We start from the raw sequence: 15,530 nt of genomic DNA, 5'->3' as shown, positions 1-15,530 counted from the left end.
CGGTGGCGCCGGCCGGCGGGGTGCCGGGCGAGGCGTCCGCGGGCGCCGACGGGGCGTCGTCGTCCGCCGGCGGGGTCAGGGGGGCGATGGCGACCGGTGCGTCCTCCGCCGGCGCGTCGTCGCGGTCGGGCGACGCGGGGGCGCCTTGGTCCGGCGTGCCGGGACGGCTGCCCGGGTCGGGCGTCGCCGGGCCGGCCGACGGCGCAGCGGCACCCGTTCCGGTCGTGCCCTCCGACGGGGCGGGGTCGGCGACGGCGGGACCGCCGCGACGGGCGACGGATCCCCCGGACACCGAGCCGACCGGGCGCTCCACGAGCCACGGCGGGAGGAACGGGCGGGCCCCGCCGGCGACGGGCAGCGCGGACAGCGGGCCGGAGCTGCCGGCGACCCGCACGACGGGACGCCCGTCGGCGCCCACGGCCACGCCGAACGGGGAGGCCGCCCGCGATCCGGCGGAGGCTGCGGGAGGCGCCGGCGACGGACCGGGCTCGACGGCGGCCACGTACGCGCCGCCACCGCCGGCGGCGAGCACCGCCGCGCCCACGAGCGCCTTCGCCCCGAGGACGCCCCCGGCCGCCTCCCCGGCCAGTCCCGGCTCGAGGGGCAGCCGCCGCAGCAGCGGCAGCGGCAGGAGCAGCGACGCGCGGCTCAGGTGCGCGCGGTCGATCAGGCGGGCGTCGACGCCCGTGCTGCGGGCGTAGCGCCGGCAGCCGTCGCAGCCCCGGACGTGGCTGCCGAGGCGGTGCCGGTCGCGGACGCCCAGCCGGCCGCCGACGGCCGAGTCGCAGAGCGCGCGCACCGCCACGCACCGCTCCCCGCTGTCGAGCTCGCGGTAGGACTGGCCGAGCGTGCGACGGGCGCGGGCCAGCTGCCCTTCGACGACCGTCGCGGTGAGGCCCAGGCGGTCGGCGATCTCGGGGATCGACCGGCCCTCGAGCTCGCGCTGCACGAGCACGGCGTGCTGCAGCTCGGGCAGGTCGTCGAACGCGCGGCGCAGCGTCGCCACCGCGTGGCGGTCGTCCGTGGCGCGCGTCAGCGAGTCGTCCGACAGGCGCAGGACGTCGTCGGCGCGCAGCGCGTCCGGTGCGTCGAGGCTGACCTCGCCGCGCCGCGCGGCGCCGCGCCACTGGTCGATGCAGGCCTTGCGCGCGATCTCGCGCAGCCACGCCCGCACGTGGACCGGCTGCAGCTCGGGCGCGGCTCCGCGGATCGCACGCATCGCGCTGACGAACACGTCCTGGACGACGTCCTCGGCCCGGCCGTGGTCGCGCAGCATCCGCGTCGCGTAGGCCTGGACGTCCGGCCGATGACGCTGGAACAGCAGCTCGAACGCCCGCTCGTCGCCGCGGGCCGCGAGGCCCACCAGCGTGGTGTCCGGGGCCGTCGCCGCGAAGGGGTGTGACCGGTGGTCGGATCCCGGGGACGCCGGGCGTTGCGGTGCGGAGACGGGCATCGGGGGGAACCCTCGTGTCGACCGGCGACGATGACACGGAGGTCCATGCCGACGGCGACGCGTCGATGATAGTCGCGGGGGTTGCCCCTGTCACCCTCGCGACCGGGCACGAGCGGCGGGCGGGAGCCGCGGTCCGGCGTGCCACGATGCGCCGATGGCCCGCCTCGGAGACCTGCTCGCCGACCTCGACGACCTGCTGTCCCCCGGGTCGTTCCGCGACTACGGACCCAACGGCCTGCAGGTGCCCCACCCCGACGGCGACGACGCCGAGGTCTCGACGGTCGTCACGGCCGTCTCCGCCGACCTCGAGGCGCTGACGGCCGCCGCGGACGCCGGGGCGGACCTCGTCCTCGTCCACCACGGGCTGTTCTGGGACGGGTCCCCCCGTGAGCTGGACCGCGTCGCGGCCGCCCGCCTGCGGGTGCTCCTCGCCGGAGGGATCGCCCTGGCCGCCTACCACCTGCCGCTCGACGGTCACGCCGAGGTCGGCAACAACGCCCTGCTGGCCCGCGAGCTCGGCGCCACCTGGGTCCCGTGGACGGGCTCCGGGTCGCCGCCCGTCGGCGTCGTGGCGACCTGGGAGGACCCGCTCCCCGTGGGCGAGCTCCTGGAGCGGGTCGCCGCGGCCACCCAGCCCCGGCCGCTGCACTTCCCCGGGGGGCCCGACGCCGTCCGCCGGCTCGCGATCGTCTCGGGCGCGGCGGCGGGGATGGTCGCCGACGCCGCGGCCGACGGCCTGGACGGCCTCCTGACCGGCGAGCCGCGCGAGCAGACGCGCGGCCTGGCCCGCGAGCACGGGATCCACGCGATCTGCGCCGGCCACCACGCGACCGAGACGGGCGGGGTGCAGGCCCTCGGCGAGCGGCTCGCCGGGCGCTTCGGGGTGACCCACCGCTGGGTGGACACCGCAAACCCGATCTGACCCGGCGGCGTCCCGCGGGCCGCACGAGGAGATCCTCCCCCGCGAGTGCGCTACCGCACGTAGGATCGGCCCAGGGACGCCGCCGGCCGGGCGCGTCCGCACGTACCCCGGAAGAGGTCCATGAGCACCAGCCCCACGACGCCCGCCGGCGTCTCCGCCGTCGGAGACACCGTCGCCGATCTCGCGTTCCGCGCCGCCGAGGCCTTCGGCGACCGCCCCTACGCGACGTACCAGACCGAGCAGGACCAGTGGACGGAGCGCTCGTACCGGTCCCTCGGCGAGGACGTCGAGGCCTTCGGGCTGGGGCTGCTCGGGCTCGGGCTGCAGGCCGGCGACCGCGTCGCCGTGCTCGGCGGCACCCGTCCGCTCTGGTCCGTGGCCCACCTGGGCATCGTCGCCACCGGCGCGGTCCACGTCTCGGTCTACCCGACCAGCTCGCCGGAGGAGTGCGCGTGGGTCGTCGGCGACTCGGGCGCCCGCGGCATCGTCTGCGAGGGCGCCGAGCAGGTCGCGAAGATCACGCAGGTCCGTGACCAGCTCCCGAAGCTCGAGTGGATCGTCGTGCTCGACGGCGAGGCCGAAGGGGCCGTCACGCTGGCCGACTTCCGGGCCGGCGGCGCGGACCACACCGGCCAGGAGCTGCGCGACCGCGCCGCGGCCGTGCGCCCGGAGGACCCGTACGTCTTCATGTACACGTCGGGCACCACCGGCCCGCCGAAGGGCTGCGTGCTCTCGCACGGCAACTACCGCTTCATGATCGGGGCCTCCAGCGCGCTCGCGCCGATGGACGACGAGGACTCGGTCCTCTACCTGTTCCTGCCCCTGGCCCACGCGTTCGCGCTGCTGTTCCAGCTCTGCGCCTTCGACGCCGGCGCGAAGATCGCGTACTGGGGCGGCGACACGACGCGCATCGTGCCGGAGCTGACGCAGACGCGGCCCACGGTCCTCCCGTCGGTCCCGCGCATCTTCGAGAAGATCTACACCCTCGCCGTCGGCTCCAAGCCCAAGGAGGAGCAGGAGCAGATCCTCGGCGCCGCCCGCCTCGGCGTGCAGGTCCGCGAGCTGCAGGCGCGGGGCGAGCCCGTTCCCGCGCAGCTGCAGGAGCCGTTCGACCGCGCCGAGGAGGCGCTCTACAAGAACGTCCGCGCGCTGTTCGGCGGCCGGCTCTCCCGCGCGGTGACGGGCGCCGCCCCGATCGCGAAGGAGATCCTCGAGTTCTTCTACGGCTGCGGCGTGCCGGTCATGGAGGGCTACGGCATGACCGAGACCGCCACGGGCGCCACGGTCAACACGCCCGACGCCTACCGCTTCGGCACCGTCGGCCGGCCGCTGCCGGGCGTCGAGGCGAAGATCGCGGAGGACGGCGAGCTGCTGATCAAGGGCGGCAACGTCTTCCAGGGCTACCACGGCATGGAGGACGCCTCGTTCGGCGCGATCTCCGACGGGTGGCTGCACACGGGCGACCTCGGCTCGATCGACTCCGACGGCTTCGTCTCGATCGTCGGCCGCAAGAAGGACATCATCATCACCGCGGGCGGCAAGAACCTGACGCCCGCGAACCTCGAGAACGACCTGAAGCGCTCGCCGTGGATCAGCCAGGCGGTGATGCACGGCGACCGCCGGCCCTACCCCGTCGTGCTGGTCACCCTCGACGCCGAGACGATCGTCCCGTGGGCCGAGTCGCGCGGGCTGCCGACCGATCTGGGCGAGCTCTCCCGCAACCCCGAGGTCGTCGCGATGATCCAGGCCGAGGTCGACGCGGCCAACGCCAAGCTCGCCGGCGTCGAGCAGGTCAAGAAGGTGCTGATCCTCGACCGCGACCTGACGCCGGAGACCGGTGAGCTGACCCCGACGCTGAAGGTCAAGCGCAACGTCGTCAACGAGCGCTTCGCGGACCAGCTCGACGCCCTCTACGCCTCGTGACCCCGGGCCGACGGCGGTAGGATCCCCCGGGTGCGCACCGACCCCACCGACAACGGCGGGCTGTTCCTCGGCCGTCGTCCGGGTACGGCGCCGGTGCGCTACGGGCGCCTGCCCGCCCGGGGGTCCGCCCGGCGGATCGCCTTCGACGCGGTCGCCTCGGCGGTCCTGCTCGCCGTCATGGCGATCCTGACCGCCGCGATGTGGGGTCCGCTGCCGATCGCCGCGATGTGGATCGCCTCCCAGGTGGCCTCCTCCAACGTCGGGCTGTGGATCGCGGTGGCGTTCACGCTGGTCCTCACCTTCGTCTTCGGCGCCCTCGTCGTCCTGCGCAGGGTGGACCAGGTCTGGATCCTCGTGCGGCGCGCCGCCGGGGTCGACCAGCGCCAGGGCATCCTCGGCCGCCTGTTCCTCGTCACCACGATCGTCGTGGTGCCGGTCTTCACCGTGTGGTTCCTCTTCCTCGGCGGCCTCCAGCCGACCGGCGGGAGCTTCTAGGTGCCCGGCCCGCAGGCCGCCCCGACGCCCACCTGATGGGGCTCTTCCGCTACTACCGGCAGTTCGAGGGGCTGACGGAGGAGGAGGTCAACCGCGGTCTGCGCGAGCGCGCGGACGAGGAGCGCGGCCGCGCGCTGGCGAAGGTCGAGCCGCTCGACCTCGCGCGGACGACCTGGCACGAGCTGCCCCCGGCGGAGGTCGTCTCCGCCATCACCTTCCACGCCCGCAAGGGCCTGCACCGCTACTCCGAGGGTCGCGAGGACGCCCTGCGCGCCGCGCTGGCCGAGCGCCACGGGGTGGACGTCGGGCGCGTCGTGATCGGCGAGGGCGCCTCGGGCCTCCTGGACCGCGTCGCCCACGAGCTGCTGACGCCGGGCGACGAGCTCGTCCTGCCCTGGCCGGGCTACCCGCTCTACCCGCTGCTGGCCCGCGACACGGGTGCCGTCGCGGTGCAGGTCCCGTCGCTGGACCCCCAGCGCCTGCTGGACGCCGTCACCCCGCGCACCCGCATGCTCGTGCTCGGCGGCCCGAACGACCCGACGGGCGAGCTGCTGCCCTCCGGGGTGCTCGCCGAGCTCCTTGCCCGCCTGCCCGAGCGCGTCGTCGTGGTCGTCGACGAGGCCCTGCGCGAGTTCGTCACCGCCGAGCCGGTCGACGCCGCGCTGCGCCTGACCGACCGGTCCGACCGGCTGCTCGTCGTGCGCTCCTTCAGCAAGGCCTGGGGCCTGGCCGGGCTGCGCTGCGGCTACGCGGTCGGCGGGCCGTCCGCCGGGCCGCTGCTGCGCGCCCTGGCCCCGCGCCTGGGGATCGCCGACCTGTCGCTGGCCGGGGCGCTCGCCGCGGTGCGCACCTCCGGGGACGCGCTGGCGAGCCGCGTGCGGCGCAACGATCGCGAGCGGCGGGCGCTGACCTCCGCCCTGCAGGAACTCGGCATGCTCGTCACCCCGTCCCAGGCCGGCGCGGTGTGGGTCCGCTCCCCCGACCGCGACGGCGCCGCGCTGCACGCCGCGCTCGAGCGCGGCGGGGTCCTCGTCCAGGCCGGGACGCCGCTGGGGGACGACCGCCACGTCCGCATCGCGGCCCGCGACGCCCCGGCCACGCAGCGCGTCGTGCGGGCGCTCGAGGCGGCGACCGCGTGAGCGACGACGAGACCGTCGAGCCGGACGTCGCCCGCGAGGCCGCGGGCGCCCGTCCCGACGCCGCCCGCGCCGCGCTCGTCGCCGACCTCCGCGCCGACGGCGCGACCGGGCCCGAGATCGAGGCGGCGATCGGCGCCAGCCGGCTGGCGCTCCTGCCGGTCCAGCGCGTCCTGCGCGGGACCCCGACCCTGCGCACCGCCGACCTCGCGTCGCGGACCGGCGCGGACCCGGAGCTCCTCGAGCGGGTGCTGCAGGCCGCGGGCGTCGCGATCCCCGAGCACGCGGACCCCGCCTGGGAGGAGCGCGACCTCGCGCTGCCCCGCATGGTCCACGCGCTGGTCCGCGCCGGCGTCGCGGAGCAGGCGGTCGTCGAGCTGGCCCGGACCCTCGGCGAGTCGGCCGCCCGGATCGGCTCCGCGGCGATCATCGAGCTCGGCTCCGGCCTGACGCGCGAGGGCGACACGGAGCACGACCTGGCCCGGCGGCTGGCGGAGGCCACGCGCCCGGTCAACGACCACCTCGCCGAGACCATCGGGCTGCTCGTCCGCACGCACTCGCTCGACCAGCTGACGGCCGTCGAGCTCGACGACGAGCAGATCGCGGACGGCCGGATCGCCGGGGCCACCCCGGTCAGCATCGGCTTCGCCGACGTCGTGGGCTTCACCCGCATGGGCGAGCAGCTCGGTGCCCAGCGGCTGCGCGACGTCGCGGCCCGGCTCGGCGAGCTCGGGGCCGAGGTCTCCACCGGCGGCGTCCGGGTCGTCAAGACGATCGGCGACGCCGTGATGCTCGCCGGCCAGAGGCCGGGGCCGGTCGTCGCCTCGATGCTGGCCCTCCAGGAGCGGGTCGCGGCCGAGGACTTCCCGCGGATCCGGGCCGGGGTCGCCACCGGCGACGCCGTGCCGCGGGCGGCGGACTGGTTCGGTCCCCCGGTCAACCGCGCCGCCCGCGTCTGCGCCGCCGCGCGCCCCGAGAGCGTCCTGGTCGACGACGCCACGCGCACCCTGGTGGAGGACGACGGGCTGACCTGGTCGACGATCGGCCGGATCCACCTGAAGGGCATGGGTCGCGTCCGCCTGCACCGCGTGCGCCGAACCGACGAGGACTGACCCGCCGCGGCGCGGCGGACTGCGCCGGGGAGCCCCGGGCAGCCGGTAGCCTGCGCCCGCGATGCGCCCCGCCAGGATCCTCACGTCGGCGACCGCGGTGGCCGCGACCTCCGCGCTGGCCCTGTCGGCGGTGCCGTCGGCCGGTGCGGCGATGCCGTCGACCTCCGGCATCGGCTCGCGGGCCGGGGTCGTCGTCGTCGACCTCACCACGGGTCGCACGCTGCTCAGCCGCGGCGGCTCGACCGCCCGGATCCCGGCGTCGGTGACGAAGCTCTTCACGGTCGGCGCGGCCCTGCGCCTGCTCGGCCCGGACTGGGCGCCCCGCACCCGCGTCGTCGCCACCGGATCGCTCCGGGGGACGACGTGGGACGGCGACCTGCACCTCGTCGGCGGCGGTGACCCGACGCTGTCGACCGCGGCGGTCAAGGCGCTGGCCGGGCGGGCGGTGCAGGCCCTCGGGGCCGACCGGCTCGGCGGCGAGGTCCACGTCGACGCCACGGCGTTCGACGACTGGCAGGGCGGCGCGCGCACGGGCCGGTCCGCCGACGGCGACCTGGGTGGCCGGATCGGAGCCGCGACGGTCGACCGCGGCGCGCGTACCACCGCCCCCGCGGTCCGTGCCGGGTCGCTGTTCCGCACCGCGCTGCGCACCGCGGGCCTGCAGCTGACCGGACCGGTGGTCCAGGACTCCGTCCCGCCCGCGGGCGGGACGACCGTCGCCGTGCAGGCCGGCCCGACCCTCGCGCAGCTCGCCGCGGGCACGCTGGGGCCGTCCGACAACTTCTTCGCCGAGACGCTCCTGAAGGACATCGCCTCGCGCGACGGCGTCGAGGCGGCGTGCCGGGTGCGCGCCGAGCTGCCGCCGCTGGCGCCGCCCGTGACCGTGGCCGAGCCGCCCGCCGCCGGGGACTGCCTCGCCGCCGCGGCGCGCACCGGGTCGGCGACCACCGCCGCCGGCAGCCTGCTCCTGCGGACGACCCTGCGGCCGCTCGCGGGCACGACGCCGCGCATCGTCGACGGCTCGGGCCTGACCCGGCGCAACCGCGTGTCGCCGGCGACCGTCGTCCGACTGCTGCGGGCCTACGACGCCGATCCGGCGATCGGACCGGTGCTGCGTGCCGCGCTGCCGCAGGCGGGCCGCACCGGCACGCTCGCCGGTCGGATGCGCGGCACGGCCGCCGTCGGCCGGTGCGCCGCGAAGACCGGAACGATCAACGGCGTCTCCGGACTGGCGGGGTACTGCACGACGCGGAAGGGCCGCGAGGTCGCCTTCGCGATCCTGCAGAACGGCGGCAACGTGTTCTCGGCGCGGTCGTTCCAGGACCGCTTCGTCGCGCGGCTGGCACAGTCCGGCTGAGCGGCCCCGGAGCCGGCCCGGCGACGGTGGGGTCCAGCGCGGTCGCCCGCCGCACGCCGACCCGCGGGTCGGCCCGAGAACGACGACGGGCGAGCCTTGCGACTCGCCCGCCACCATCGACTACACCACCCCTACTTACTTAAACATCCCAGGACCTCGTGTCGAGCCTGGGCAGACTGACACTCGTGGTCCTCGGGCAGTCCGCCGCAAGCGGCGCGTTACCGAGGTGGACACCTAAGTCCTCACCACGTAGGCGGTGTGACGACTGGTCCAGCCTAGCACTCCCGGATGGTCGACCGGGACGGTGCGCGCGGGTCCCGGTCAGTCCTCCGGCGGTGCCTCGCCGGCGTCCCCGGCGGGATCGGCGGCCGCGTCCGGCGCCTCGCCGTCCGGGTGCGCCTCGTCCTCGCCCTCCGCCGGGGCGATGACGCTCGGGCCCTCCGCGAGCAGGCGCTTGAGGCCGTCCTCGTCGAGCACCGGGATCCCCAGTCGCTCGGCCTTCTCGAGCTTCGTCCCGGCGGCCTCGCCGGCGACGACGGCCCCGGTCTTCTTCGACACCGACGACGTCACCCGCGCGCCGACCGAGAGCAGGCGCTGCGTCGCGTCCTCGCGCGTCAGGGTCGGCAGAGATCCGGTCAGGACGACCGTCAGGCCCTCGAGCAGCGTGGCGTCGGTCGCCCCGCCCTCCGCCTCGGGCACCTCGAGCTGCAGGCCCGCGGCCTTGAGCCGCTCGAAGACGGAGACCACGGCCGGGTCGGCCAGCCGCTCGGCGATGATCCGCGCCATCTTGCCGCCGACGCCGGGGGTCGCCTCGAGCTGCTCGGCGTCCGCCGCGAGCAGCGCGTCGATCGTGCGGAAGCGGGCGGCCAGGTTGCGCCCGGTGATCTCGCCGACCTCCTCGATCCCGACGCCGTAGAGGACGCGCGCGAAGGCCCGCTCCTTCGACGCCGCGATCGCCCCGATGATCCGGTCCGCGGAGACCTCGCCGTAGCCCTCGAGCTCGAGCAGCTGCTCCTTCGTCAGGTCGTAGAGGTCCGCCGCGTTGGAGACCAGGCCCTTCTCCAGCAGCTGCGCGACCTGCTTCTCGCCGAGGCCCTCGATGTCCATCGCCTGCCGGCCGACGTAGTGGCGCAGCAGCTGCCACTGCTGGCCGGGGCAGCCACCGCGGTTGGGGCACCGCGTGAAGACGGAGTCCGCCGGCTTGTCCGTGGGCGTCCCACAGCGCGGGCAGGTCGTCGGCGGGACGGGCTTCTCGCCGCGGTCGTCGCGCTCGGCCTCGTGCGGCGCCGGGGAGAGCACCTGCGGGATGACGTCGCCGGCGCGCAGCACGATCACGCGGTCGCCCGGGCGGACGTCCTTGCGGTCGAGGTCCTCCTCGTTGTGCAGCGTCGCCTGCGACACGGTGACGCCCGAGACGTTGACGGGCTCGAGCACCGCGTAGGGGTGCAGGTCGCCGAACTTGCCGACGCTCCAGATGACGTCCTTCAGCAGCGTCGTGGCGGTGCGCGGCGGGAACTTCCACGCGATCGCCCAGCGCGGGTCACGGCCCACGGATCCCAGGCGTCGCTGCAGCTCGAAGTCGTCGACCTTGAGCACCACCCCGTCGATCTCGAACGCGAGACGGTCCCGTCGCTCGCCCCACGCCAGGCACGTCGCGACGGCGTCGTCGACCGTCGTCGCGACGGAGACGTCCTCGTTGACCGGGAAGCCGCGCTCCTTCAGCCAGGCGAGCGTCGCGCGGTGACCGTCGACCCCGAGGACCTGTCCCACGCTCGCGGCGGTGCCGTCCGCGCCGTCGCGTCCCTCCGAGGCCTCCTCCGCCTCGTCGCCCTGCGTCGCCGCGATGACCCCGACGCCGTAGGCCCAGAACGACAGGGGCCGCTGCCGCGCCTGCTTCGGGTCGAGCTGCCGGATCGCGCCGGCCGCCGAGTTGCGCGGGTTCATGAACGTCGACTCGCCGGCGGCGGCGCGCTTCTCGTTGACCTTGCGGAAGTCCTCCAGGGCGATGTAGATCTCGCCGCGCACCTCGAGGATCGCGGGGGCGTCCCGCACGTGGAGCGGGACGTCGGGGATGGTGCGGACGTTGTGGGTGACGTCCTCGCCGACCTCGCCGTCGCCGCGGGTGGCGGCGCGCACGAGCAGTCCGTCCTCGTACCGCAGGCTCATCGCGAGGCCGTCGACCTTCGGCTCGACGACGAAGCGGAAGTCGGCGTCGGTGATCCCCTCCCGGGCGAGGTGCGAGGTCATGCGGTCGACCCAGCCCTGCAGCTCCTCGGCGCTGCGCGCGTTGGCCAGCGACAGCATCGGCTGCTCGTGGCGGACCTTGACGAGCTTCTCCATCGGCGCGCCGCCGACGCGACGGGTCGGCGAGTCCGGCAGCGCCAGAGCGGGATGGTCCCGCTCGAGCGTCTCGAGCTCGGAGAACAGCGCGTCGTACTCGTCGTCGCCGATCTCCGGGTCGTCCTGCTCGTAGTACCGCCGGCGGTGGTGCTCGACGACCCCACGGAGCTCCGCCGCGCGGTCGGCGGCGTCCTTCGGGACGGGGGTCTCGGCGTCGTCGGGCGGGGGCACCATCTGCTTCCGAGGATACCCGCGGGACCCCGCCCCGACCCGTCGCCGACCGACGACTGCGGACGACCACGGACCGCGGGTGGACCGTGCCGCGCCGAGGTCCGACGCGATCCGACCCGAGGAGCACGGGCCGGGGCCCGCATGCTCTCCCCTCAGTCCTCGAGCATCTCCCCGATGCGGTCCAGCAGGCCCTCGAAGCCGTGGCCGGCCAGCGGGGCGATCGCCGCCTCGCGCGTCAGGTCGAGGTGCAGCGGGGTGATCGAGACGTGGCCGGCCGCCACCGCGGCCAGGTCGGTCCCCGGCGTCGGCTCGAAGCCGTGGTTCGTGCCGTAGAGCCAGTAGCTGCGGCTGCCGTCGGCGTGGGTCTCGACGGGCTGCAGCTCGTCGCGGTAGTGGCGTTGGCCCAGGCGGGTGACCTCGACGGCGAGCGGCGAGCAGCCGCTGTCGGTCTGCGGCACGTTGACGTTCAGGATGGTGCGGGTCGGCAGCGGCAGGTGCCCGTCGCGGCGGCTGACGCGCTCGACCTCGGCGACGATCCGCGCGGCGATCTCGGCGGCCACCCCGAAGTCCCAGGTGTGCTCGCGACGCAGCGACCAGTCGCCGTGGGGGTGCGACATCGAGACGGCGACGCCCGGCACGTCGTGGACGACCGCCTCCAGTGCGGCGGCGACGGTACCGGAGTAGGTGACGTCCTCCCCCATGTTCGCCCCGTGGTTGATGCCGGACACGACGAGGTCCGGCATCCAGCCCTCGATGACGCCGTGCGCCGCGAGGCGCACGCAGTCCGTGGGCGTCCCGTCCGTCGCGATGCCGGTCCCACCGTCCTCGAACGTCTCGTCCCGGACCCGCAGCGGCCGCCGGACGGTGATCGACCGGGCCATGGCGGAGCGGTTGCCGTCCGGGGCGACGACGCGCAGGTCGATCCCGTCGAGGGCGAGCAGCGACCGGCGCAGGGCCAGCAGCCCGTCCGCGTGGATGCCGTCGTCGTTCGTGAGGAGGACGCGCGTGGTCATGCGCCTCCAGCGTAGTCCTGGGGAGGGGCTCGCGGGACGCGGCGCCGGACCGGCGGATCAGCCGCCGGACACCTCGGCCGCCCACGGGGCCGTCCCCCACCCCGGCGGCGGCAGGGCCGGGCCACCGAGCTCGTCGGCGTAGCCCACCCCCGCCAGGTGCAGGCCCTGCGGGGGCAGGGTGATCCCGGCCTCCGGGCGACGGGCGCCCCGCAGCAGTCGCGGCAGGTCCTCCGGGTCGCGCCGCCCACCCGCGATCTCGATCATCGTGCCGACGAGGATGCGGTTCATGTGGCGCAGGAACGCGTCGCCCTCGATCCACAGGTCGAGCTGCTCACCGTCGCGGACCCAGAGCGCCCGGCGGATCCTTCGGCGGAAGTGCACGTGCTGCGTCTCCGCGGGCGTGAAGGCCGTGAAGTCGTGCGTCCCGACGACCGTGCGGGCGCAGTCGTCGAGCAGGTCCTCGTCGAGCGGGTAGGGCCACCACAGCGAGTGGCGACGGTAGAACGGCGACGGCTCCCGGCGGGTGAAGAGCCGGAAGCGATAGGTGCGCGAGGTCGCGTCCCGGCGCGCGTCGAAGCCGCCCGGCACGTCGATCGCCCGCCGCACGGCCACGTCGTCGGGGAGCACGCTGTTGAGGCTGTAGAGGTCCGGGAGCTCGCCGTCGTACGAGGCGACCTGCGCGACGGCGTGGACCCCGCGGTCGGTGCGCCCCGCCACGGTCAACGTGGTCGGCGTGCGGAGGATCGTCGACAGCGCCCGCGCGAGCTCCCCGTGCACCGTCCGCGTGCCGGGCTGCGCCGCCCAGCCCCAGTGGCCCGTGCCGTCGTACTCGATGTCCAGTCGCGTCGCCCCCACCGCGCCATGGTCCCCGACGACGCGGGCGGACGCCTCGCGGGGCCCTTCACATCGCGCTCACAGAATTCTCACTTCGGTCGTCCCGGGGGGCCGATATGGTCCCCGCCGTGCACGGTGTCCCGCCCGTCCCCCACCAGGTCCTCGCCGTCGTCCCCGTCGCCTCCGCGTCCGGGACGATCGGTGGCATCGTCGGCTTCCTCGTGGTGCTCGGCGTGGTCGCCGTGCTGCTGCGCAGCCGCCGCCGCTGACGGCCTCCGACCGCAATGTTGCGTCTGGACGGGATCGCCCGTCGCTTCGGCGACCGGCAGGCGGTGGTCGACGCGAGCTTCGCCGTGTCGGAGGGCTCGGTCTTCGGGCTGCTCGGGCCCAACGGGGCGGGCAAGACGACCACCATCCGCATGGTGCTCGGCATGCTCGGGCCCGACGCCGGCTCGATCACCTGGCACGGCCGACCGGTCTCCGGCGAGCCGCGGTCGACCTTCGGCTACATGCCCGAGGAGCGCGGGGTCTACCCGCGGATGCCCGCCGACGAGCACGTCGCGCTGTTCGGCGAGCTCTACGGCCTGGACCGCACGACCGCGCGCGCCCGGGCCTCGACGTGGCTCGAGCGCCTCGAGCTGCCCGGCGACCACGACGCGCGCGTGGACACCCTCTCCAAGGGCAACCAGCAGAAGGTGCAGTTCGCCAGCGCGGTGGCGCACGACCCGAAGGTCCTCGTGCTCGACGAGCCGTTCAGCGGCCTGGACCCGGTCAACCAGGTCCTCTTCGAGCGGACGATGCTCGAGCTGGCGGAGGCCGGCACGACCGTGCTGCTGTCGACCCACGACCTCGACCGCGTCGAGCTCTTCTGCCGCGAGGTCGCGATGATCGCGTCGGGCACCGTCCGCTTCGCCGGCGGCGTCGACGAGCTCCGGGCCCGCCACGACGACCTGCGGCGGCTCGTCGTCGAGGTCGTCGCCGAGCCCGACGACCCCCGGCTCGGCTTCGCCGACGCCCCCGCCCCGGTGCGCGAGGAGCCTCCCGCTGCCGGGGTCCAGCGCCTCGTGTGGGAGCTGCCCCCGGGCGTGGACCCGGACGCGCTCGTGGCCGGGGTCGTCGGCACCGGGCTGGGGCTGCGGCGGCTGGAGATCGTCGAGGCCCCGCTCCGCGAGATCTTCCTGCGGGAGGCGACGGCGTCGTGAACCCCCGCGTCCGGGCGCTGGTGCGCCGCGAGTTCCGCGAGCGCACGCGGACCAAGGCCTTCCTGATCATCTCGGTGATCGGCGCGATCGCCGTCGCCTTCCTGACGGTGCTCCCCGCCCTCGTCGACGAGCTGAGCACCCCCGATCCCGTCGTGGTCGCCGTCGAGTCGCCCGCCTCGGGTCAGGTCTCCGCGCTGCGCGACGCGCTGCCGGAGCGCCTCGACGACGGCGGACGGCGCTACGACGTCCGTGCCGCCGCGGACGCGAAGGACCCCGACCTGCGGCTGCGCCTGCGGACCTCCGGCGACCGCGTCACCGGCGTCGAGGTGCGGGGGGAGGACGTCGAGGGCGACGACGCGCGGACCGTCGTCGCGGGCGTCCAGCAGCTCGCGCTCGCCGGCCGCCTGCAGGCCGCCGGGGTGGACGCCGGGCGCACGCTGCGGCCCGTGCCCGTCCGGGCCGTCAGCACCGACGACGGTCCCGACGACACGAAGCAGGCCCTCGCCTACGCGCTCGTGCTCCTGCTCTACCTCACCCTGCTCGCGTACGGGTCGTCCGTCTCGACCGCGGTGGTCTCCGAGAAGTCCGCACGCGTCACCGAGACGCTGCTGGTGGCCGTCTCGCCCCGGGAGCACCTGCTCGGCAAGCTCCTGGGCACCGGGGCGGTGGGGCTCGTCCAGTACGGGGGGTGGATCGTCGTCGCGGCGATCACCAGAGCGATCGCCGGCGCGGCCGGCCTCGGGGACTCCCTCGGGGCGCTGACCCCTGGCGTGGCCGTCGCGTTCGTCGGCTTCTTCCTCCTCGGCTTCGGGCTCTTCGGCACCCTCTACGCGGCGATGTGCGTCGGCGCGAGCCGGGTCGAGGACGCCGCGAGCGCCTCGGCACCGCTGGCGATCCCGCTGATCGGCGGCTTCGCGCTCTCGCTCGCCGCCCTCGGCGACCCGGACGGGGCGACCGCGGTGGTCGGCGGGTTCATCCCGTTCACCGCCCCGATGGTGATGTTCACCCGCGTGGCGCTCGGCGACCCGTCGGTGCTCTCCGTCGTCGTCTCCGTCCTGGGCATCCTGCTCGCGTCGGGGGTCGCCCTGTCGGTGGCCTTCCGGATCTACGGCGCCGGGCTCCTGCGCTACGGCAACGGCGCGGGCCTCGGTCAGCTGCTGCGCCGGGCGGGGACCCGGTAGCCGTGCTCGCGACGCCGCTGTCGTTCCGCTCCCTGGCGTACCGCTCGACCGACGGCACGGAGGTCCACGACCTGACCCTGGACGTCGGCGCGCGGCAGCTCGTCGCGCTCGTCGGCCCGGGTGCCGACGACGCGCTCGCCATCCTGGCCACGCTGCGGCGGGGCGACGCGGGCGAGGCGCTCGTCGCCGGCCGGCCGCTCCCGCAGCACGACCGGCCGGCCCGGGTGGCGGGCGTCGCGCCCGCCCACGGCGACCTCGCCCCCGCCCGGACCCTGGGCGCGCACCTGCGGATCTGCGCCCGGCTGGCCGGAGCGCCGGCGACGAGCGTCGC

Annotated in this window: 13 protein-coding genes and 1 pseudogene; 10 read left to right on the top strand and 4 right to left on the bottom strand. The window is 75.7% G+C overall.

The features are described from left to right. The coding region (locus Q7T67_RS10170) for an RNA polymerase sigma factor (protein ID WP_304788686.1) at nucleotides 1–1,453 on the bottom strand (1,453 nt) is incomplete at its 3' end. 154 nt (nucleotides 1,454–1,607) lie between these two features. Between Q7T67_RS10170 and Q7T67_RS10165 the strand changes: the two genes are divergently transcribed. The 6 genes from Q7T67_RS10165 (at nucleotide 1,608) to Q7T67_RS10140 (ending at nucleotide 8,398) form a co-directional block, all read left to right on the top strand. After that, on the top strand, nucleotides 1,608–2,375 hold the full coding sequence (locus tag Q7T67_RS10165; RefSeq protein ID WP_304788684.1) for a Nif3-like dinuclear metal center hexameric protein: 768 nt from the start codon (nucleotides 1,608–1,610) through the stop codon (nucleotides 2,373–2,375). Nucleotides 2,376–2,495: 120 nt separating this feature from the next. Then, complete coding sequence (locus Q7T67_RS10160) at nucleotides 2,496–4,298, top strand: long-chain fatty acid--CoA ligase (protein ID WP_304788682.1); 1,803 nt, start codon at nucleotides 2,496–2,498, stop codon at nucleotides 4,296–4,298. A gap of 30 nt (nucleotides 4,299–4,328) precedes the next feature. After that, complete coding sequence (locus tag Q7T67_RS10155; RefSeq protein ID WP_304788680.1) at nucleotides 4,329–4,793, top strand: hypothetical protein; 465 nt, start codon at nucleotides 4,329–4,331, stop codon at nucleotides 4,791–4,793. A 35-nt stretch (nucleotides 4,794–4,828) separates the two neighbouring features. Beyond that, entirely contained in the window at nucleotides 4,829–5,932 is a 1,104-nt protein-coding gene (locus tag Q7T67_RS10150) for a histidinol-phosphate transaminase (RefSeq protein ID WP_304788678.1), read from the top strand. Continuing rightward, entirely contained in the window at nucleotides 5,929–7,041 is a 1,113-nt protein-coding gene (locus Q7T67_RS10145) for an adenylate/guanylate cyclase domain-containing protein (protein WP_304788676.1), read from the top strand. Before Q7T67_RS10150 ends, Q7T67_RS10145 begins: the two co-directional genes overlap by 4 nt. A gap of 61 nt (nucleotides 7,042–7,102) precedes the next feature. After that, a complete protein-coding gene (locus Q7T67_RS10140) occupies nucleotides 7,103–8,398 on the top strand; it encodes a D-alanyl-D-alanine carboxypeptidase/D-alanyl-D-alanine-endopeptidase (protein WP_304788674.1) in 1,296 nt (431 codons plus the stop codon). A gap of 321 nt (nucleotides 8,399–8,719) precedes the next feature. On the opposite strand, the gene ligA is transcribed toward Q7T67_RS10140, so the two are convergent. The 3 genes from ligA to Q7T67_RS10125 all read right to left on the bottom strand — a co-directional run bounded on the left by ligA (nucleotide 8,720) and on the right by Q7T67_RS10125 (nucleotide 12,837). After that, on the bottom strand, nucleotides 8,720–10,972 hold the full coding sequence (gene ligA, locus Q7T67_RS10135) for an NAD-dependent DNA ligase LigA (RefSeq protein WP_304788672.1): 2,253 nt from the start codon (nucleotides 10,970–10,972) through the stop codon (nucleotides 8,720–8,722). A gap of 149 nt (nucleotides 10,973–11,121) precedes the next feature. Further along, nucleotides 11,122–11,982, bottom strand: a complete 861-nt coding sequence (gene surE / locus Q7T67_RS10130; protein WP_304788670.1) for a 5'/3'-nucleotidase SurE — start codon at nucleotides 11,980–11,982, stop codon at nucleotides 11,122–11,124. A 57-nt stretch (nucleotides 11,983–12,039) separates the two neighbouring features. Further along, nucleotides 12,040–12,837 carry a tRNA pseudouridine(38-40) synthase TruA gene (locus Q7T67_RS10125; RefSeq protein WP_304788668.1) on the bottom strand — a complete coding sequence of 266 codons (798 nt, stop codon included), beginning with the start codon at nucleotides 12,835–12,837 and terminating at the stop codon, nucleotides 12,040–12,042. 107 nt (nucleotides 12,838–12,944) lie between these two features. Between Q7T67_RS10125 and Q7T67_RS10120 the strand changes: the two genes are divergently transcribed. From Q7T67_RS10120 to Q7T67_RS10105, 4 genes and pseudogenes are all read left to right on the top strand, one after another. Further along, on the top strand, nucleotides 12,945–13,085 hold the full coding sequence (locus Q7T67_RS10120; protein WP_304788666.1) for a hypothetical protein: 141 nt from the start codon (nucleotides 12,945–12,947) through the stop codon (nucleotides 13,083–13,085). Nucleotides 13,086–13,100: 15 nt separating this feature from the next. Continuing rightward, on the top strand, nucleotides 13,101–14,018 hold the full coding sequence (locus Q7T67_RS10115) for an ABC transporter ATP-binding protein (protein WP_304788664.1): 918 nt from the start codon (nucleotides 13,101–13,103) through the stop codon (nucleotides 14,016–14,018). Further along, on the top strand, nucleotides 14,015–15,199 hold the full coding sequence (locus Q7T67_RS10110; protein WP_304788662.1) for an ABC transporter permease: 1,185 nt from the start codon (nucleotides 14,015–14,017) through the stop codon (nucleotides 15,197–15,199). The genes Q7T67_RS10115 and Q7T67_RS10110 overlap by 4 nt, the downstream gene beginning before the upstream one ends. Before the next feature lie 2 nt (nucleotides 15,200–15,201). Next, a pseudogene (locus tag Q7T67_RS10105) lies at nucleotides 15,202–15,530 on the top strand (hypothetical protein); the annotation flags it as partial.

Origin of the sequence: Patulibacter sp. (assembly GCF_030655195.1) — a bacterium.
GTDB lineage: Bacteria > Actinomycetota > Thermoleophilia > Solirubrobacterales > Solirubrobacteraceae > Patulibacter.
This window is presented reverse-complemented; position numbering and strand designations above follow the sequence as displayed.

What these genes read in the sequence shown, in the direction of transcription:
- Q7T67_RS10165 (WP_304788684.1), top strand. Translation starts at nt 1,608, where the DNA reads ATGGCCCGCCTCGGAGACCTGCTCGCCGACCTCGACGACCTGCTGTCC.
- Q7T67_RS10160 (WP_304788682.1), top strand. Translation starts at nt 2,496, where the DNA reads ATGAGCACCAGCCCCACGACGCCCGCCGGCGTCTCCGCCGTCGGAGAC.
- Q7T67_RS10150 (WP_304788678.1), top strand. Translation starts at nt 4,829, where the DNA reads ATGGGGCTCTTCCGCTACTACCGGCAGTTCGAGGGGCTGACGGAGGAG.
- Q7T67_RS10140 (WP_304788674.1), top strand. Translation starts at nt 7,103, where the DNA reads ATGCGCCCCGCCAGGATCCTCACGTCGGCGACCGCGGTGGCCGCGACC.
- ligA (WP_304788672.1), bottom strand. Translation starts at nt 10,972, where the DNA reads ATGGTGCCCCCGCCCGACGACGCCGAGACCCCCGTCCCGAAGGACGCC.
- surE (WP_304788670.1), bottom strand. Translation starts at nt 11,982, where the DNA reads ATGACCACGCGCGTCCTCCTCACGAACGACGACGGCATCCACGCGGAC.
- Q7T67_RS10115 (WP_304788664.1), top strand. Translation starts at nt 13,101, where the DNA reads ATGTTGCGTCTGGACGGGATCGCCCGTCGCTTCGGCGACCGGCAGGCG.